Origin of the sequence: Microbacterium sp. lyk4-40-TSB-66, assembly GCF_030209475.1 — a bacterium.
Classification (GTDB): Bacteria; Actinomycetota; Actinomycetes; order Actinomycetales; family Microbacteriaceae; genus Microbacterium.
Window position 1 is genome coordinate 1 of sequence record NZ_JARVRW010000002.1, and the last position, 17,753, is coordinate 17,753.

The 17,753-nt window shown below is 72.2% G+C and carries 16 protein-coding genes; 11 read left to right on the forward strand and 5 right to left on the reverse strand.

The genetic code is table 11. The features are described from left to right. Positions 1-214 precede the first annotated feature (214 nt). Positions 215-619 (reverse strand): pilus assembly protein CpaE, encoded by a 405-nt coding sequence (locus QRO03_RS02115; protein WP_285135880.1) that lies wholly within the window; start codon positions 617-619, stop codon positions 215-217. Between the two features lie 71 nt (positions 620-690). On the opposite strand from QRO03_RS02115, the gene QRO03_RS02120 reads away from it, so the two are divergent. The 8 genes from QRO03_RS02120 to QRO03_RS02155 all read left to right on the forward strand — a co-directional run bounded on the left by QRO03_RS02120 (position 691) and on the right by QRO03_RS02155 (position 7,921). Beyond that, on the forward strand, positions 691-1,443 hold the full coding sequence (locus tag QRO03_RS02120) for an alpha/beta fold hydrolase (RefSeq protein ID WP_285135881.1): 753 nt from the start codon (positions 691-693) through the stop codon (positions 1,441-1,443). 254 nt (positions 1,444-1,697) lie between these two features. After that, positions 1,698-2,858: an acyl-CoA dehydrogenase family protein gene (locus QRO03_RS02125; RefSeq protein ID WP_285135882.1), complete on the forward strand. Its 1,161-nt coding sequence runs from the start codon at positions 1,698-1,700 to the stop codon at positions 2,856-2,858. Beyond that, positions 2,858-4,132: a DUF445 domain-containing protein gene (locus tag QRO03_RS02130; protein WP_285136433.1), complete on the forward strand. Its 1,275-nt coding sequence runs from the start codon at positions 2,858-2,860 to the stop codon at positions 4,130-4,132. The genes QRO03_RS02125 and QRO03_RS02130 overlap by 1 nt, the downstream gene beginning before the upstream one ends. A 77-nt stretch (positions 4,133-4,209) precedes the next feature. After that, positions 4,210-4,563 (forward strand): gamma-glutamylcyclotransferase family protein, encoded by a 354-nt coding sequence (locus tag QRO03_RS02135; protein ID WP_285135883.1) that lies wholly within the window; start codon positions 4,210-4,212, stop codon positions 4,561-4,563. Next, positions 4,560-5,597, forward strand: a complete 1,038-nt coding sequence (locus tag QRO03_RS02140) for an arginase family protein (RefSeq protein ID WP_285135884.1) — start codon at positions 4,560-4,562, stop codon at positions 5,595-5,597. Before QRO03_RS02135 ends, QRO03_RS02140 begins: the two co-directional genes overlap by 4 nt. Beyond that, complete coding sequence (locus QRO03_RS02145) at positions 5,594-6,058, forward strand: SixA phosphatase family protein (RefSeq protein WP_285135885.1); 465 nt, start codon at positions 5,594-5,596, stop codon at positions 6,056-6,058. The genes QRO03_RS02140 and QRO03_RS02145 overlap by 4 nt, the downstream gene beginning before the upstream one ends. Before the next feature lie 254 nt (positions 6,059-6,312). Further along, on the forward strand, positions 6,313-7,365 hold the full coding sequence (locus QRO03_RS02150) for an acyltransferase family protein (protein WP_285135886.1): 1,053 nt from the start codon (positions 6,313-6,315) through the stop codon (positions 7,363-7,365). Beyond that, positions 7,355-7,921, forward strand: coding sequence for a YdcF family protein (locus QRO03_RS02155; RefSeq protein ID WP_285135887.1), 567 nt, complete (start codon positions 7,355-7,357; stop codon positions 7,919-7,921). Before QRO03_RS02150 ends, QRO03_RS02155 begins: the two co-directional genes overlap by 11 nt. Here QRO03_RS02155 and hutI read toward each other — a convergent pair. From hutI to hutH, 3 genes are all read right to left on the reverse strand, one after another. After that, a complete protein-coding gene (gene hutI, locus QRO03_RS02160; RefSeq protein WP_285135888.1) occupies positions 7,918-9,144 on the reverse strand; it encodes an imidazolonepropionase in 1,227 nt (408 codons plus the stop codon). The genes QRO03_RS02155 and hutI overlap by 4 nt on opposite strands. 29 nt (positions 9,145-9,173) lie before the next feature. Next, positions 9,174-10,883, reverse strand: coding sequence for a urocanate hydratase (gene hutU / locus QRO03_RS02165; RefSeq protein WP_502882995.1), 1,710 nt, complete (start codon positions 10,881-10,883; stop codon positions 9,174-9,176). A gap of 86 nt (positions 10,884-10,969) precedes the next feature. Further along, a complete protein-coding gene (gene hutH / locus QRO03_RS02170) occupies positions 10,970-12,523 on the reverse strand; it encodes a histidine ammonia-lyase (RefSeq protein ID WP_285135889.1) in 1,554 nt (517 codons plus the stop codon). A gap of 61 nt (positions 12,524-12,584) precedes the next feature. Between hutH and QRO03_RS02175 the strand changes: the two genes are divergently transcribed. Beyond that, positions 12,585-13,358: an IclR family transcriptional regulator gene (locus tag QRO03_RS02175; protein ID WP_285135890.1), complete on the forward strand. Its 774-nt coding sequence runs from the start codon at positions 12,585-12,587 to the stop codon at positions 13,356-13,358. A 783-nt stretch (positions 13,359-14,141) separates the two neighbouring features. Here the strand turns inward: QRO03_RS02175 and QRO03_RS02180 are convergent. Next, positions 14,142-15,137: a LacI family DNA-binding transcriptional regulator gene (locus tag QRO03_RS02180; protein WP_285135891.1), complete on the reverse strand. Its 996-nt coding sequence runs from the start codon at positions 15,135-15,137 to the stop codon at positions 14,142-14,144. A gap of 230 nt (positions 15,138-15,367) precedes the next feature. On the opposite strand from QRO03_RS02180, the gene QRO03_RS02185 reads away from it, so the two are divergent. Continuing rightward, complete coding sequence (locus QRO03_RS02185) at positions 15,368-16,618, forward strand: sugar ABC transporter substrate-binding protein (RefSeq protein ID WP_285135892.1); 1,251 nt, start codon at positions 15,368-15,370, stop codon at positions 16,616-16,618. 2 nt (positions 16,619-16,620) lie between these two features. Next, a complete protein-coding gene (locus QRO03_RS02190; RefSeq protein WP_285135893.1) occupies positions 16,621-17,736 on the forward strand; it encodes a carbohydrate ABC transporter permease in 1,116 nt (371 codons plus the stop codon). Positions 17,737-17,753 lie beyond the last annotated feature (17 nt).

The following is a 17,753-nucleotide window of genomic DNA, read 5'->3' on the forward strand; positions in this document are numbered from 1 at the left end:
CCCCCCCCCCCGGCGCGGGCCATCTCGAGGGAGCCGTTCTCGTCGCCGCCGTCGTATTCCCGGGGCGGAATCGGCACCTCGGGGCGCGCGAATCCCGCCCCAACCGCCCAGATCCGCCCCGAACACTCGGATCCGCCCCGAACACTCGGATCCGCCCCGGACCACGCACCCCGGGCACACCCCGCGTCGCCTCGGACGCCGTCGCGCGCGGGTGTCAGTGCGTACGGCGCAGCAGTTCGAGCACGGCGAGCGCATAAGCGTCGGCCGGCGCCGGGTGATCGAACACCAGCGTCGCCCCGCCGATCGAGATCTCGACCTCGTAGGTGTCGGACAGCCGGCGGAGCGAGCGGAACGTCGCCCGCAGCAGCTCGCGCAACTGCGACTCGGACGGCAGCCAGAGCGCGTCCTCGGTCGCGACGGAATCCAGAGCCCACTCGGTCGTGCCGTTGAAGGCGAGGATGCGTCCGGTCGGATAGTCGCGAGGCTCGATGGTCATGTCGCTCACCGTGAAGACGTCGGCCTCGAACTCCGGCTCATCCAGCTGGAAGCGGTCGCCGGATCGCGGATGCCACACGAGTCCCGCCGCGCGGAGCGCCTGAGCCATCTCGGTCGAGATCATGGCATCCATTCTGGGGGCGATCCGCCGCCGCGGGTCCGCGCACCCCGTCTCGCGACGGAAGAATGGATGCCATGCCCGCACCCGTGACCCTCCCCCGCCTGTCGTGGGGCTCCCCCGGCGCCCCTCGCGTGCTGCTCGCCCATGGCCTCGGTTCGGACGGCGCCCTCATGTGGCGGTACGGCACCGCCCTGGCCGATGCGGGCTGGCACGCGGTGGCGGTCGACCTTCGCGGTCACGGCGTCGCACCACGCGCCCTGGACTACACCCTCGCCGCGTACGCCGCCGACCTCGTCGCGACGACCCCGGAGGGCAACGGCCCGTGGGACGCCGTGGTCGGACACTCGCTGGGCGGCGCCGCGGCGACGATCGCGGCGGCGGGCGGGGCCGGGTGGACGCGGCGACTCATCCTGATCGACCCGGCCATCGCCCTGTCGGACGACGACCGCGAGATCGTGCGGGTGAGCCAGGAGCAGGCGTTCGCCGAACCGAGCATCGAGGCGGTACGGGCGGCGCACCCCGAGTGGCATCCGATCGATGTGGAGTTGAAGGCCCGCGCCACGCGGCGCGCGAGCCGCTGGGCGGTCGAGCAGACGAGCCTGCAGAACGCCGAGTGGGATGTGCGGGACGCGGCGGCCGCGCTGGAGGTCCCCACCCACGTGATCGGCGCCGACCCGGCGGTGCATTCGATCTTCACGGGCGACCTCGCCGCCGAGGTGCTGCGCAACACGATGGTCACGATGCGTGTCATCGCGGGCGCCGGGCACTCCCCGCACCGGGATCGGCCCGAGGCGGCGGTCGCGGCTCTGCTCGACGCGCTGGGCTGAGCGCCCCGGGCTGAGCGCGCTGGGCTGAGCGCCGTGGGTTGAGCGCGCGGCGCGCTTGTAGGGCACGCGAAGCGGGTGCGCGGCCGGCGATCAGCCCCCGGCCCGACGCGTCGCGTCTCGCACGAGCACCCGGATGTCGCAGAAACGTCCGGATCCCGCAGCGAGGCGCCCCCATCCTGCGAGCAAGTCGACCTCCTGCGAGGCCGCTGTCACCCCCGGGCCCGATGTCGGCGGTCCCGAGCAGAATGGATGCCATGACCTCGTTCGATCCGGCTCGGTATCTGCCCGACGATCTCCTCGCGCGCATCCACGAGCGGGCGGCGGTGCACGACCGCGAGAACACCTTCCCTCACGACGACCTCGACGAGCTGCGCGCGGCGGGGTATCTCGGCATCCTCGTTCCGGAGGCCGCCGGGGGCGCGGGTCTGAGCCTCGCCGAGGCGTCGTTGCTCCAGCAGCGGCTGGCGGGCGCGGCCCCGGCGACGGCGCTCGCGGTCAACATGCACCTCGTGTGGACGGGCGTCGCCAAGGTGCTGCGCGACCGCGGCATCGACGACCTCGCCTTCGTCGAGGAGGCCGCAGCGGCCGGCGACGTGTTCGCCTTCGGCATCAGCGAAGCGGGCAACGACCTCGTGCTGTTCGGCAGCGACACGGTCGCCGAGCCCGATGCGGAGGGCGGGTACACCTTCACGGGCACCAAGATCTTCACCTCGCTGTCCCCCGTGTGGCAGCACCTCGGCGTGCACGGGCTCGACTCCAGCTCGCCCGACGGACCGAAGATGGTCTTCGCCTTCCTCGACCGCAGCGACGCGGTCGTCACGCGCGACGACTGGGACACGCTCGGCATGCGCGGCACGCAGAGCCGCACGACCGAGCTCCGCGGGGCACACGCCCCCGCCGAACGTGTCGTCAGACGGATCGACCCCGGCCCGCAACCCGATCCGCTCGTGTTCGGCATCTTCGCCGTCTTCGAGATCCTCCTGGCCTCGGTCTACACGGGTGTGGCGCGGCGCGCGCTCGACCTCGCCGTCGAGGCGGCGACCTCGCGGCGGTCGAAGAAGACGGGCACGACCTACGCGAACGATCCCGACATCCGCTGGAGGGTCGCCGACATGGCTCTGGCCTACGAGGCCCTCCCCCCGCAGCTCGCGTCGCTCGCGCGCGACGTCGACGACCTCGCCGACCACGGTCCGCGGTGGTTCTCGCTGCTGTCGGGTGTGAAGCACCGCGCGGTCATCACGGCGAAGGACGTCGTCGACGACGCGATCCTCGTCGGAGGCGGCGCCGCCTACTTCACCCGCAACGAGCTCAGTCGTCTCTACCGAGACGTGCTCGCCGGCATGTTCCACCCGTCCGACGCCGAATCGGCCCACTCGACCGCCGCGTCCGCGTGGCTCGGACCGGTGACGGCCTGATGGCCCGCACGGCGACGGCGGCACTGAGCCCCGCCGACCAGGAGCGCCGTCGCGCTCTCCGCGTGATGAAGGGCGTCGCGTTGGGCGCCCTGCTCGGCATGGCGATCGTGTTCGCGATCTCGTTCTCGCTGCAGCGCGAGGTCGAGTGGTTGCAGTACGTCCGCGCGGCCGCCGAGGGCGGCATGGTCGGTGCCCTCGCCGACTGGTTCGCGGTCACCGCACTCTTCCGGCACCCCCTCGGGCTGCCGATTCCGCACACGGCGATCATCCCCCGACGCAAGGACGAGATCGGTCGCCAGCTGGGCGAGTTCGTCGAGACGAACTTCCTCGAGGGTGACGTCGTGCGGGCCAAGCTCGAGTCCACGCCCCTCTCGGCGCGCGCGGGTGCCTGGCTCGCCGAGCCCTCGCACGCCGATCGCGTCGCCGCCGAGGCCGCCACGCTGGCATCGAGCATCCTCACCGCCCTCGACGACGACGACGTGCAGGGCCTCATCGAAGACCTCGCGCGCGAGCACCTGCTGTCGCCCGATTGGGGCCCGTCGATCGGCGGATGGCTCCAGCGGGTCGTCGACTCCGGCGCCCATCACGGCGCGGTCGATCTCGCCCTCGACAACATCGCGGTGTGGCTCGGCAACAACCGCGACACCTTCCAGGGTCTCGTGTCGCGGCGTCTTCCGGCGTGGGTGCCGGGAGTCGCCACCCGCCTCGTCGACGACACCGTGTACCGCGAGGCCGTCCAGTTCGTCGACGCCGTCCGCGCCGATCCGCGACACCAGGCGCGCGGCGCCATCGACGGCTACCTCTCGCGACTCGCCGACAACCTCCAGAACGACCCGGCCACCATGGTGCGCCTCGAAGAGGCGAAAGCGGCCGTCTTCGACAGCCCACGGGTGCGCCAGCTCGCCGCCGACGCCTGGAACACCGCGAAGACGGGGCTCCTGCGCTCGCTCGCCGACCCCGAGAGCGGGCTGCGGCGACGTGCCTCGGCCGCCCTCGCCGAGGTCGGCGCACGCCTGCAGCGCGACGAGACGCTGCAGAAGCGCGTGGACGGGTGGGTGACCGACGCGGCCGTCTTCGTCGTCGGACGCTACCGCCACGACATCGCGTCGATCATCACCGACACCGTCGAGCGGTGGGATGCCGAAGAGACCACCGAGAAGATCGAACTCATGGTCGGCCGCGACCTGCAGTACATCCGCTTGAACGGCACGATCGTCGGAGCCCTCGCCGGCCTGGTGATCTTCACCGTCGCCCACCTCGTATGGGGCTCATGAGCGTCGTCGTGGCCGGTAAACGAAGGGCCCCGCGTCGCAACCCCGTGCGCCGCGGGCGGGTGAGTACTCTGAGCGTCGTGAGCGACGGTTCGGGGACCGTGGAGTCCCTTTTCACCTACGGGGTCCTTCAGACGCCCGACGTGCAACTCGACACATTCGGCCGCCTCCTCCACGGTGAAGACGACACCCTGCCCGCCTTCCGCCTCGACGACGGAGAGAGCGGCGACGAGCGGGCCGCACCGCCCGCGCCCGCCCACCGACGCCGCGTCCTGCGCCACACCGGCGACCCGCGAGACCGTGTCTTCGGCCAGGTCGTGCGCCTGAGCCCCGACGAACTCGACGCGGCCGATGAATACCTGATGTCGGGATCGCGCCGCATCTCGGTCGTCCTGACGAGCGGTCTGAGCGCCTGGGTCTACGTGGGCGCATGAGCGCGCTCTCGGTGGATCCGCTCTGGCCGCGTGCGGGGGCCTGGCCCACGCCGACCGGCGAAGAGGCACCGGATGCCGTCCTGCTCGGCGTCCCCGCGTGGCGCACCTCGCTGTCGCCGACCGGCGCGGGCGAAACCCCCGCCGCGGTGCGGGAGGCCCTTCGCCGGTACTCCCCCACGATCATGGGCCCACCGCCGCTCGACCTGAACGCCGCGCTCCGCATCGCCGACGCCGGCGACGTGGAGGAGCCCGACGGGCGCGAGGGCGAGGCGCGCGTTCGGGCCGCCGTGGACGAGCTCGCTTCGGCCCGGCTGCTGATCGCCCTCGGCGGCGACAACTCCGCGACCTATGCCGTGGCACAGGGTCGCCGGGCAGAGGGGCTGATCACCCTCGACGCCCACTTCGACCTGCGCGACGGAGAATCCAACGGCTCGCCCGTTCGGCGACTGCTCGCGGAAGGACTCGATCCCCGGCGCGTCGTGCAGATCGGCATCGCCGACTTCGCCAACTCGGCGGCGTACGCCCGACGCGCGCTCGACGCCGGCATTACGGTCATCACACTCGACGAGGTCCGTCGCCGCGGCGTCGACGAAGTCGTCACCGCCGCCCTGCGAATCGCGGGAGGCGGCGCGGACGGTCTCCGCGGCGCGGGGGGCCACGGCGCCGACGTCCGCAGCGAGGGAGACGGCGATGCACCGGATCCCCGCCGCGCCGCAGCGCCCCTCACGGTCCACGGCGACACCGCCCCGCCCCCCGCACCCGGCCGACCGGGTGCGCCCGGCGGCATCCATCTCGACATCGACGTCGACGTGTGCGATCGCTCCGTGGCGCCCGGCTGCCCGGCCAGCGTTCCGGGCGGGCTCGCCGCGTGGGAGCTGCGGGCACTGGTGCGCGGCATCGCCCGCGACCCGCTCGTCGCCAGCGCCGACATCGTCGAGGTGGATGCCACGGCCGACACCGCCGACGCCCGCACCGTACGACTCGCCGCGCTCTGCGTTCTCGAACTCCTCGCTGGATTGGCGGAAAGACCATGATCCAACTCATCCTCGCGCGCCACGCGAAGTCCGACTGGGCCGACGAAGGCCTCGACGATCACGACCGTCCCCTCAACGACCGCGGGCGGCGCGATGCGCCCACGATCGCGCGAACCGTCCAACGCGCGGGGGTGCGCCCCGCCGTGATCCTGTCGAGCACGGCCCTCCGCGCGCGGCAGACGGCCGAGGCGTTCGCGGAGACGTTCGAGGTCGAGGTCATCGAGAAGCCCGAGCTCTATCTCGCCGCACCCGACGGTCTGCTCGACGCCGCCCGGGCCGGCGGTGTCGACGAGGTGATGGTGGTCGCACACGATCCCGGCATGACCTCGCTCGTCTCGCGACTGGCCGGTCGCGACGAACGCATGGTGACCTGCGCCGTGGCCGTCTTCACCTGGCACGACGGCACCTGGGACGACGTCGACGCGACACCGCCCGACGAGTTCGACCTCTACACGCCCTAGGCGCCCGCACCGCCGCCACGGTGCGTCCCGGACAGGCCGCCGCCCGGGACGCACCGTCGACGCTGACACCACCTTCGGATCCCCCGGTCGCCGCGGGGAATGCGCGTGCGGAATCAGCGTTTCGTCATCCGGCCGACATCTGCCGGGTCATCGCGGCGAACATTCGTCTGGTAGAACTGTCTGACACCCGACGCGGTCGTCTGTGCCGCGCGGTGACCCCGACGGGCGCATGCGGCGGAACCTGAGGAACGGTCATGACTCCCGAAAGCACTCTTGCGCCCGCGCAGAGGATCGCGTGGATCGACGTCGCACGCGGCATCGCGATCACCCTCGTCGTCTTCCATCACTCCATCCAGTTCCTCGATGCCACCGGGTGGCAGGTCGACGCGCTCGTGCAGGTGACCGCCGCGTTGTCGACGTTCCGGATGCCGCTGTTCTTCCTCGTGTCGGGTCTGCTCGCGTCCTCCGCGATCGCGCGTCTGAGCTTCGCCTCCCTCTTCTGGAAACGCCTGGCGCTCCTCGTCTACCTCTACGCGCTGTGGTGCATCATCTGGTGGGCATGGTTCCTCTTCGTGCCCCGCCCGTTCGACCCGCTGACCTCACCGGTCGGGGATCTGGCGACGGCGCTGTACCTCCCGTGGTCGGGCCTGTGGTTCCTCTACGCGCTGATCCTCTACACCGTCGCCGCCTGGGTGCTCCGCCGCCTCCCGCGGGTCGCCCAGCTCGGCATCGCCTTCGGCGTCGCCTGTCTCTTCGCCACCGGCATCGTCACCGTCAGTTCGTCGTACACGTGGCGGTCGGTCGGCACGTACTTCGCCCTGTTCATGACCGGGGTCCTCTGCCGACAGATCATCGAGGCGTTCGCCCGCCGCGTCAACGTGTGGTGGCTGCTGGGAACGGGCGCTGCCCTCGCCGCGGGAACGGCCGTGCTGCCCTTCCTGCCGCTGCAGGGCGTGTTCCGCGTGGCGCTGTGCGTCGTGGGCGCATCCTTCGGAGTCTCGATCGCGGTCATGCTGGCGCGTTCGCCGATCGCTCGGAGGGCCGTCGGTGCACTCGGGTCGCGCACCCTGCCGATCTACGTCCTCAACTCGCTGCTGCTGGCCCTCGCGGTCGCGGTCCTCCCCGTCGAGCTGGTGCCGGGGTCTCTCGCCGCCGTGTTGCTCACGGCACTCGTCGTCACGACGGCCCTGCTCATCCGCCGCGCGGTCGGCTCGATCTCGGGGGTCTTCACCCTGCCGTCCCCGATCGACCGCTTCGCGAAACGGCGCCTGCAGGTCGACCGCCTCGGAGCCGGGCGTGGCCACTGATTCGCTGACCCTGCCGCGCACCCGCCGCCGCCGCGGCTGGGTGATCGCCGTCTCGCTCGTTCTGGCGATGGCCGTCGCGGGACTCGCGATCATGATTCCGGCTTACGTCTACCCCGCCGCCGCCGCGCCGCCCGCGCGTGCCGACGTCATCTACGTGATCGGCCCTCCCACCGAGGGGCGGATCGCCCTCGCCGAGCGGCTCCGCAGTGAGGGGGTGGCCGACGACCTCCTCATCTCGGTCCCGTCGGAAGGTGAGCAGTCGGCGGCGAAGCTGAGCGTCTGCCAGGAGCGGTACGTGACCTGCGGGCACCCCGACCCCTTCACGACCGCGGGAGAGATGGCGCTGCTGAACACACGGTACGGTCCCGAGGCGAGCGCCGTCGTCATCACCTTCACCCCCCACGTGAGCCGGACGCGCTTCATCGCGGCGCAGTGCGCCGAGGCGCAGGTGACCGTGGTCGACGTGCCGACCTCGCTCGATCTCGGACAGTGGATCTACCAGTTCGCCTACCAGACGGGCGGGTTCGCCAAGGCGGTCGCCGCCCCCTGCTCCTAGGGCCTACCCGCCCCTCGCCACTCCTCGCCGTCCTTCCACACGCGACGCACGAGCGGCACACCGGGTCGGTAGGCGAGGTGCACGCGCGACGGCGCGTCGAGCAGGACGAGATCGGCCCGCGTCCCGGGCGCGATCACCCCGACGTCCGTGCGGCGAAGCGCCCTCGCGCCGCCCGCGGTCGACGCCCAGACCGCCTCGGCCGGCGTCATCCCCATCTCGCGCACCGCGAGCGCGATCATCAGCGGCAGGGAGCTGGTGAAGCTCGAGCCCGGATTGCAGTCGCTGGCGAGGGCGATCGTGACACCGGCGTCCAACAGTCGGCGCGCATCGGGGTAGGGCTGACGCGTCGAGAACTCCACACCCGGGAGCAGGGTGGCCACCGTGTCCGATCCGGCGAGCGCCGCGACGTCGTCGTCGGAGAGGAAGGTGCAGTGATCGACCGCGGCGGCTCCGAGGTCGACCGCGAGCCGCACCCCGGGTCCGAAACCGAGTTGATTGCCGTGCACCCGGATGCCGAGACCCGCCGCCCGACCCGCCTCGAGCACCCTCCGGCACTGATCGGCGGTGAAGGCGCCCTCTTCGCAGAAGGCATCGATCCACCGCACACGCGACGCGACCGCGCGGAGCATGTCACCCACCACGAGGTCGACGTACGCCTCCGCGCCGCCCGTGTGGTCGGGGGCGACGACGTGCGCCCCGAGGAAGGTCACCTCGTCGGTCACCTCGGCGGCGAGCCGCGCTAGACGCGCCTCGGTCTCGACGTCGAGACCGTATCCGGTCTTCACCTCCAGGGTCGTGGTGCCCTGCGCCCGGCATTCCGCGACGAGCGCCGCCAGACGCGTCCGCAGCTCGTCGTCGGTCGCCGCCCGCGTGGCCGCCACCGTCGTGCGGATCCCTCCCGCCGCGTACCGCTCCCCCGCCATCCGCGCGGCGAACTCCTCCGCCCGGTCGCCCCCGAAGACGAGGTGGGTGTGGCTGTCGACGAAGCCAGGAATCACGGCGCGGCCGCCTGCGTCCACGACGCGGACGCGGGCATCGGTGCCGGATGCCGCGGCATCCGGGGCATCGGTCGCCCTGCCCGTCCACGCGATGCGGCCGTCCCGCACGAGCACCGCGGCGTCGTGGATCGTGCCGCACGGGTCGCCGTCGGCGGCGACGTTGGTCGTCAGCTCGCCGATACCGGTCAGCAGGAACGTGTCCGCGGCGCCGACGGAACCGCTCACGGCATCGGCTCCGGTCGGGGCAGGACCGCTCACCACATCGGCACCGTGAGACCGCGTTCGACGGCGACCTCGCGGGCGCGGTCGTAGCCGGCATCCACGTGCCGCATGACCCCGGTGCCGGGGTCGTTGACGAGCACGCGCGCGAGCTTCTCGGCGGCGAGCTCCGTGCCGTCGGCGACGCAGACCTGACCGGCGTGGATGCTGCGGCCGATGCCGACGCCGCCGCCGTGGTGGATCGACACCCACGACGCCCCGCTGGCGGTGTTGAGCAGGGCGTTCAGCAGGGGCCAGTCCGCGATGGCATCCGATCCGTCGGCCATCGCCTCGGTCTCGCGGTAGGGCGAGGCGACGGAACCGGCGTCGAGGTGATCGCGACCGATGACGATGGGACCTGCCAGCTCGCCGGAGGCGACCATCTCGTTGAACTTCAGGCCCGCCAGGTGACGTTCCTTGTAGCCGAGCCAGCAGATGCGCGCCGGGAGTCCTTCGAAGTTCACCTGCTTTCCGGCCTTGTCGAGCCAGCGGTGAAGGGCGGCATCCTCCGGGAACAGCTCCGCGACGGCGCGGTCGGTCTTGGCGATGTCGTCCGGGTCGCCCGACAGCGCCACCCAGCGGAACGGTCCCTTCCCCTCCGCGAAGAGGGGGCGGATGTACGCCGGCACGAAGCCGGGGAACGCGAACGCGCGGTCGTAGCCGCCGAGCTCGGCCTCGCGGCGGATCGAGTTGCCGTAATCGAACACCGCGGCACCGGCATCCTGGAACTCCACCATCGCCCGCACGTGCGCGGCCATGCTCTCTCGCGAACGCCGGGTGAAGTCCTCGGGGTCGCGCGCGGCCTCGGCCTGCCATTCGTCGACCGACACCCCGACGGGCAGGTACGACAGGGGGTCGTGGGCGCTCGTCTGGTCGGTGACGATGTCGATCCGGATGCCGCGCGCCCGCAGTTCCGGGAACACCTCGGCCGCGTTGCCCGCGATCCCGACCGACAGTGCCTCACCCGCGTCGCGCGCGGCGCTCACCCGCTCGACGGCCGCATCGAGGTCGTCGGCGACCTCGTCGAGGTAGCCGTGGGCGACGCGGCGATCGAGGCGCGTGCGATCGACGTCGACGATGAGCACCGCTCCCCCGTTCATCGTGACGGCGAGCGGCTGTGCGCCGCCCATGCCGCCGCAGCCGGCGGTGAGGGTCAGCGTGCCCGCAAGCGATTCCCGACCCAGAGACGCCGCGACCGCGGCGAACGTCTCGTAGGTGCCCTGCAGGATTCCCTGCGTGCCGATGTAGATCCACGATCCGGCGGTCATCTGCCCGTACATCGTCAGACCGAGCTCTTCGAGGCGGCGGAACTCGGGCCATGTCGCCCAGTCGCCCACGAGGTTCGAGTTGGCGATGAGCACGCGCGGTGCCCACTCGTGCGTGCGGAACACCCCCACCGGCTTGCCCGACTGCACGAGCAGCGTCTCATCGGGCTCCAGCTCGTCGAGGGTGCGCACGATCGCGTCGTACGCGGCCCACGACCGGGCGGCCCGGCCGGTGCCGCCGTAGACGACGAGGTCGTCGGGACGCTCGGCGACGTCGGGGTCGAGGTTGTTCATCAGCATGCGCTTCGCGGCCTCGGCACCCCAGCTCTTCGCGGTGCGGACGTCGCCGCGCGCGGCGCGGACGGGCCCACGGGATGCCGGGGCGTCGGCGCCTCCGCCATCGGCGGCGGTCGCGGGCGAGGGGTTCATCGTGTCGGTCATGCGTGATCTCCTTCGATCCGGGCGGAAGCGGCGTGGGCGGGCGGTCTGGGCGGGCGGTGTGGGCGGGCGGTGTGGGCGAGGGCGGTCTAGGCGAGGGCGGTCTGAGCGAGGGACGTCCGGGCGACGGCGGCGCGCGCGACGGATCCGGAGACGACGAGGTCGGTGACGGCCTCGATCTCGGGCGAGACGAAGCGATCGGGGCCGGGGCCGGCGACACGCGTGCGGACGAGGTCGAGCACGGCTCCGGTAGCCGCCGCCGGCCGGAGCGGGGCACGCAGGTCGAGGGCACGGCATCCGGTCATCACCTCGATGGCGAGCACGCGCGCGAGCCCGTCGATCGCGCGACGGAGTTTCCGGGCTCCCGCCCATCCCATCGAGACGTGATCCTCCTGCATCGCGCTCGAGGGGATCGAGTCGACCGACGCGGGCACGGCCAGACGTTTCAGCTCCGACACGATCCCCGCCGCGGCGTACTGGGCGATCATCAGGCCCGAGTCCACGCCCACCTCGTGCGCGAGGAACGGCGGCAGTCCGTTGCTGCGCGCGGCATCGAGCGCACGGTCGGTGCGGCGCTCCGACATGGATGCCACGTCGGCCACCGCGATGGCGAGGAAATCGAGCACGTACGCCACCGGCGCGCCATGGAAGTTGCCGTTCGACTCGACGCGGCCGTCGACGGTGACGACGGGGTTGTCGACCGCGGACGCCAACTCGCGCTCGGCCACGACGGTGGCGTGCTCCACCGTGTCGCGCGCGGCGCCGTGCACCTGCGGGGCGCAGCGCAGCGAGTACGCGTCCTGCACGCGCGTGCACTCCGGGCCGCGGTGGCTCGCGACGATGGGCGACCCCGCGAGGAACGCGCGGAGGTTCGCGGCGGATTCGGCCTGGCCGAGCTGCGGGCGGAGCGCCATGAGGTCGGCCGCGAACACGGCATCCGTCCCGAGCTGCGATTCGATCGACAGTGCCGCCGACACGTCGGCGGTCAGCAGCAGCGTCTCGAGGTCGTGGAGGGCGAGCAGCAGCATGCCGAGCATGCCGTCGGTGCCGTTGATGAGGGCGAGGCCCTCCTTCTCGCGCAGGGCGACGGGGGCGATACCCGCGGCGGCGAGGGCGTCGGCGGCCGTCACCGACCGTCCCTCGGCGTCGCGCACGTCGCCTTCACCCATGACGGCGAGCGCCACGTGCGACAGCGGTGCGAGATCACCGGAGCAGCCCAGCGAACCGTACTCGTGGACGACCGGGGTGATCCCGGCGTTGAGCAGCGCCGCGTACGTCTCGACCACGACGGGGCGCACGCCCGTGCGACCGGTGGAGAGCGTCTGCAGGCGCAGCAGCATCAGCGCGCGCACCACCTCGCGCTCGACCTCGCCGCCCGTGCCGGCGGCGTGGGAGCGGATCAGGCTCGCCTGCAGCTGTGCGCGGCGGTCTTCGGCGATGAAGGTCGTGGCGAGGGCCCCGAAGCCGGTCGAGATGCCGTAGTGCGGCTGCGGGTCGTCGGCGAGGCCCTCGATGAGGGTACGGGTGTCCTCCACCCGTCCGAGCGCGTCACCGTCGATGACGACCCGTGCGCCGTGGCGCGCGACATCGACAACCTCGCGGGGGGTGAGGGGGGCTGCTCCGACGGTGATGCTGACGTCCATACGCCGATTCCATCGCGAGGGATGGCCTGCGGCGAGAGGGTTCTGGCATCCTGTGTCTGTCATGTCAGACAATCCGCGCCCGCAGGTCCCCGCCGCCGATCAGACGCTGCGGATCCTCTCGCTGCTCGCGCGCCAACCCGGGCCGATGGCGGCGCAATCGATCGCGTCGAGCCTCGGCATCCCGCGGTCGAGCACGTACCACCTGCTCGCCACGCTCGAGGAGCACGGATACGTCGTGCACCTGCCCGGCGACCGCCGCTGGGGGCTGGGCACGGCCGCGTTCGAACTGGGCGGCGGATACGCCCGGCAGCAGCCCCTCGCCCGGCTGGGTCGACCGCTGCTGGCGGCGTTGTCGGACCGGGTCGGCGAGTCGGCCCACCTCGCCGTGCTGGCGGGACGCGACGTGCTGTACATCGTCGAGGAGCGCGCTCCGCGGCGCCCCGCCCTCGTCACCGATGTCGGCGTGCGCCTGCCCGCGCACCTCACCGCGACGGGTCGCGCGATGCTGGCCGCCCTCCCCCGCGAGCAGGTTCGGGCATCGTTCCCGGATGCCACGGCGCTGACCCAGCGGCACGGTTCCGGTCCCGCCACCCCGCGCGCGCTGCGCGAGGTGCTGCGCGAGGTGCGCGCCGCGGGCTTCGCCCGCGAAGACGGCGAGGTCACGCCCGGTTTCCGCTCCGTCGCCGCCGCCGTGCTCGACCACGCCGGTTGGCCCGCCGCCGCGGTGGCGATCACGTGGCCCTCGGACGGTCCGGAACGGGATGCCACGTCCCTCGCGGACGCCGCGACCACCACCGCCGCCGAGCTCGCGCGTCGCATCGGCCGCCACGTCTGACGCGCTCCCGCCGGCTCGCCGCACCCGCGCGGCGCTCGGTCCGCGCGTTCACCCGGTTCGGGCGAGTTCCGCGTCTCACTGGTTCGGGGCGGGGTCCGCCGCTCGGGGCGGGACACCCGCGCGACGGCTCCACCCCAGGCGCCGCTGCATCCGGTCTCACTGGTTCGGGGCGGATTCCGCCGCTCGGGGCGAGACACCCGCGCCCCAACCCGCCGATCCCGCCCCAAACGCCGCGAAACACCCCCGCCACGCCACTCCGGGGCACCGAATGTGCACCGGGGCGCGCAGCGACCGCCCCACTGCACAACCCGTGCCCCACTGACCCACGCGCCGCGGCTTCCGGTCTCACCGGTTCGGGGCGGATACCGCCGCTCGGGGCGAGATACCCGCGCCCCAACCCGCCGATCCCGCCCCAAACACCGCGAAACACCCCCGCTACGCCACTCCGGGGCAACGACTGTGCACAGGGGCGCGCAGCGACCGCCCCACTGCACAACCCCTGCCCCACTCACCCACGCGTCGCGGCTTCCGGTCTCACCGGTTCGGGGCGGATACCGCCACTCGGGGCGAGATACCCGCGCCCCAACCCGCCGATCCCGCCCCAAACGCCGCGAAACACGCCGGAGTTGCCGGTCCGGGGCACCGAATGTGCACAGGGGCGCGCAGCGACCGCCCCACTGCACAACCCCTGCCCCAATGACCCACTCGGCGTGCCGCGGGATCTCGCCCCTCCGCAGGCCGAACGCCGCAGCCCCACCCCGCGGCGCACCGGCGCCCGCGAACTCACCGCACGACGAGTCGCGGCTCCACCAGCACGTGCGCCGTGCCCGCCGCCGCCGCGCGGGGCGCGACGACCGTGCCGTCGCCCATCAGCAGGTCGAGGGCTCCGGATGCCACCCGCTCGGGCAACTGCTCGACGCTCGAGAGTCCGAGGGCCTCGGCCGCGGGGGTGTTGTCGAAGCCGACGACGGTGATGTCGGGGCGCCCGGCCAGCGAGGTCGCGAGGTGCGCGCCGATGGCGAGGGAGTCGCTCGCGCAGACGATTCCGGTGACCCCCGGGTCGGCGACGAGACCGGCCGCCACGACGTCGCGCGCCGCCGACACGTTCTCCTCGACAATCCACCGCGGCCCCGCGCCCGCGGTCTCGCGCCAGCCGCGCTCGCGTTCGTCCCCCGTGCCCGACCCGGCGGGCCAGCCGAGGAAGGCGACGTGCCCGCCGCCGCGGGCGAGTGCGTGCGCGGTCGCGGCCCGCGTTCCCGCCGCACCGTCGACGTCGACCCAGAGGTGCGCCGGTGCTTCGACGTCGTCCTCGCCCCACGGTCGGCCGAACGACACGAACGGGAGGTTCCGTGCCGTCAGCCACCCGGTGCGGGGGTCGCCGTGGAAGGTGCCGGTGACGACCACGGCATCCACTTCTCCCCCCTCCAGCAGATCGCCGAGCCGGGCGATCTCCTCCTCGGGCGAACGGGCGGCGTACAGCAGCACGCGCATGTCCCGCTCGCCCGCGCGTTCGGTGAGGGCGTGCACGAAGCGGTCGAGCACGACGCCCGAGATGCCGCCGGCGTACGGATCGAGATGGATGCCGATGGTGGAGCTGCGGCGGATCCGCAGCCGACGCGCGGCGGCGTGGGGGCGGTATCCGAGCTCGGCGATCGCGGCCTCCACCCGGTGCCGCGTGGTCTCGCGCACGATGTCGGGGGTGTTCACGACGTTCGACACGGTCTGCCGCGAGACGCCGGCGACACGGGCGACGTCGTCGACGGTGGGCGCCTTCGCCATGTCATCCCCTCCCATCCCGGTCCGTGCGGGACGATGTCGCTCCCGAGTGATCGGCGGCTGCGACGGGTCCGGCGCCCGACCACAGACCGTCAGCCTAGGCCGGGCGACAAGCTCTTGACATCTGCCGCGACGTGTTCGTACCTTTGTGGGACCGCCATTTGAACGTTCAAACTGGCGGCCCTCCGACCACATGCGGAGGGGTCGCATGCCTCATCGAAGGAGAGAGACACATGACACGGCACACGCCCGCCCCCCGCACACGCACGGCGCTCGCCGCCGGCGCGCTGCTGGCCACCGGAGCCCTGACGCTCACCGCCTGCGGCTCGGGCTTCAACGACACCCCCGGCGAGGGCCAGGCCTCCGGCAGCGGCAGCCTGAGCATCCTCATCGGTTCCTCGGGCGACGCCGAGACCAAGGCCGTCACCGACGCCGTCGCCGCGTGGAGCGAGCAGTCGGGCGTCGCGGCCGAGGTGCAGACCGCCAACGACCTGCCCCAGCAGCTCTCGCAGGGCTTCGCCGCCGGCTCCCCGCCCGACCTGTTCTACCTGGCCCCCGAGGCCCTCGCGGGCTACGCGGCGAACGGTTCGATCGCCGCCTACGGCGACGACCTCGCCAACAAGGACGACTTCTACCCCTCCCTGGTCGACAACTTCACGGTCGACGGATCCTTCTACTGCGCCCCCAAGGACTTCTCCACGCTGGCGCTGATCATCAACTCCGACCTGTGGACGGCCGCCGGACTCACGGATGCCGACATCCCCACGACGTGGGACCAGCTGGCATCCGTCGCCCAGCGTCTGACCACCGACGGGCGCGTCGGCCTCGCCTTCGGCGCCGAGTACCAGCGCGTCGGCGCCTTCATGGCGCAAGCGGGCGGCGGCCTCGTCACCGACGGGCAGGCCACGGCCGACGGCGCCGAGAACGTCGAGGCGTTGACCTACGTCAAGACGCACCTGAACGACGGCTCGTTCGCCTTCGCGTCCGATGTCGGCGCGGGCTGGGGCGGAGAGGCGCTCGGCACGCAGAAGGCCGCCATGGTCATCGAGGGCAACTGGATTACCGGCGCGATGTCGGCCGACTACCCCGACGTGAACTACACCGTCGCCGAGCTCCCCGCCGGCCCCGGCGGCAAGGGCACGCTGCAGTTCACCAACTGCTGGGGCCTCGCCGCAGACAGCGGGAACCAGGAGCAGGCGCGCGCCCTCGTGGAGTACCTGACCGGCACCGACCAGCAGCTGGCGTTCTCGACCGCCTTCGGCCCGATGCCCTCGATCCAGTCCGCGGCCGACGCATGGACGAGCGCGAACCCCGACCTCACGGCGTTCCTCGCCGGAGCGGAGTACGCGCAGTTCCCGCCGAACATGGCCGGCGCCGCCGATGTCATCACCGACTTCAACGCGCAGCTCGAGTCGCTGAAGACCGGCGACCCGCAGGCGCTGCTGCAGACGGCGCAGTCCAACCTCGAGGCGATCGTTCAGTAATCGTGAGCGCCCTCACCACCGCGCCGCGTCGCGCCGGGTCCCCCTCCTCGGGGATCCGGCGCGGCGAGGCCGCCGCCGGCTGGCTCTTCACCGCACCTGTCCTCGTCATCCTGGGTGTGTTCCTGCTCGTCCCCGTGCTCATGGCGCTGTGGGTGAGCTTCTCGGACTGGACGGGGCGCGGCAGCCCCTTCTCGTCGAACGTGAACTTCGTCGGCGTCGACAACTACGCCGCGGTCACGACGGGCGGCGGACTCGCCGAACGCGACTTCGGTACGGCGCTGCGCAACAACGCCTGGTACGTGCTGCTGGTGGTGCCTCTCCAGACGGCGCTCTCCCTCTTCCTCGCGGTGCTGGTCAATCGCGCGATCCTGCGCGGCCGCGGGTTCTTCCGCACCGCCTTCTACTTCCCCTCGGTCACCAGTTCCGTGGCGATCACCGTGCTGTGGCTCTTCCTCTTCTCGGCATCCGGTGCCGTCAACGAGGTGTTGTCGTGGCTCGGCATCAACGGACCGAACTGGTTCAGCGACCCCTCCGGCGTCGTGCACAATCTGCTGGCAGCGATCGGCGTGACCACCGGTCCGGCGTTCCTCACCGGCAACACCCTGCTCGGCGTCTCGTGGTGGGACTGGCTGGCCGGCCCCTCGGTCGCCATGTCGGCGTTCATCCTCATGGCCGTGTTCACCACTTCCGGCACCTTCATGCTGCTCTTCATCGCGGGCCTGCAGAACATCGGCGGCGATGTGCAGGAGGCCGCCATGATGGACGGCGCCAGCGGGTGGCAGCGCTTCTGGCGGGTCACCCTGCCGCAGCTCAAGCCCGTGCTGTTCACCGTGCTGACCCTGGGCCTCATCGGCACGTGGCAGGTGTTCGACCAGATCTACACCGGCACGCAGGGTGGCCCCGGCAAGACCACGCTCACCCCCGCGTACCTCAGCTACTCCTCGGCGTTCTTGTCGCAGCAGTGGGGTCAGGGCGCCGCGATCGCCTTCGTGCTCTTCGTCATCATCGTCGCGCTGACGATCCTCCAGCGCTTCGTGCTGCGCGACCGCCCGGTCTCGCGCCGACGCATCCGCGAGTACGAAGTCCGCGGCACGGCCACGAAGGGAGGCACGCGATGACCGCCACGGCATCCCCG

Excerpts from the sequence above, each read along its gene's own strand:
- QRO03_RS02120 (WP_285135881.1), top strand. The coding sequence starts at position 691 with ATGCCCGCACCCGTGACCCTCCCCCGCCTGTCGTGGGGCTCCCCCGGC.
- hutH (WP_285135889.1), bottom strand. The coding sequence starts at position 12,523 with ATGGACGTCAGCATCACCGTCGGAGCAGCCCCCCTCACCCCCCGCGAG.
- QRO03_RS02130 (WP_285136433.1), top strand. The coding sequence starts at position 2,858 with ATGGCCCGCACGGCGACGGCGGCACTGAGCCCCGCCGACCAGGAGCGC.
- QRO03_RS02185 (WP_285135892.1), top strand. The coding sequence starts at position 15,368 with ATGACACGGCACACGCCCGCCCCCCGCACACGCACGGCGCTCGCCGCC.
- QRO03_RS02180 (WP_285135891.1), bottom strand. The coding sequence starts at position 15,137 with ATGGCGAAGGCGCCCACCGTCGACGACGTCGCCCGTGTCGCCGGCGTC.
- QRO03_RS02150 (WP_285135886.1), top strand. The coding sequence starts at position 6,313 with ATGACTCCCGAAAGCACTCTTGCGCCCGCGCAGAGGATCGCGTGGATC.
- QRO03_RS02115 (WP_285135880.1), bottom strand. The coding sequence starts at position 619 with ATGATCTCGACCGAGATGGCTCAGGCGCTCCGCGCGGCGGGACTCGTG.
- QRO03_RS02145 (WP_285135885.1), top strand. The coding sequence starts at position 5,594 with ATGATCCAACTCATCCTCGCGCGCCACGCGAAGTCCGACTGGGCCGAC.
- QRO03_RS02140 (WP_285135884.1), top strand. The coding sequence starts at position 4,560 with ATGAGCGCGCTCTCGGTGGATCCGCTCTGGCCGCGTGCGGGGGCCTGG.
- hutU (WP_502882995.1), bottom strand. The coding sequence starts at position 10,883 with ATGACCGACACGATGAACCCCTCGCCCGCGACCGCCGCCGATGGCGGA.
- QRO03_RS02175 (WP_285135890.1), top strand. The coding sequence starts at position 12,585 with ATGTCAGACAATCCGCGCCCGCAGGTCCCCGCCGCCGATCAGACGCTG.
- QRO03_RS02125 (WP_285135882.1), top strand. The coding sequence starts at position 1,698 with ATGACCTCGTTCGATCCGGCTCGGTATCTGCCCGACGATCTCCTCGCG.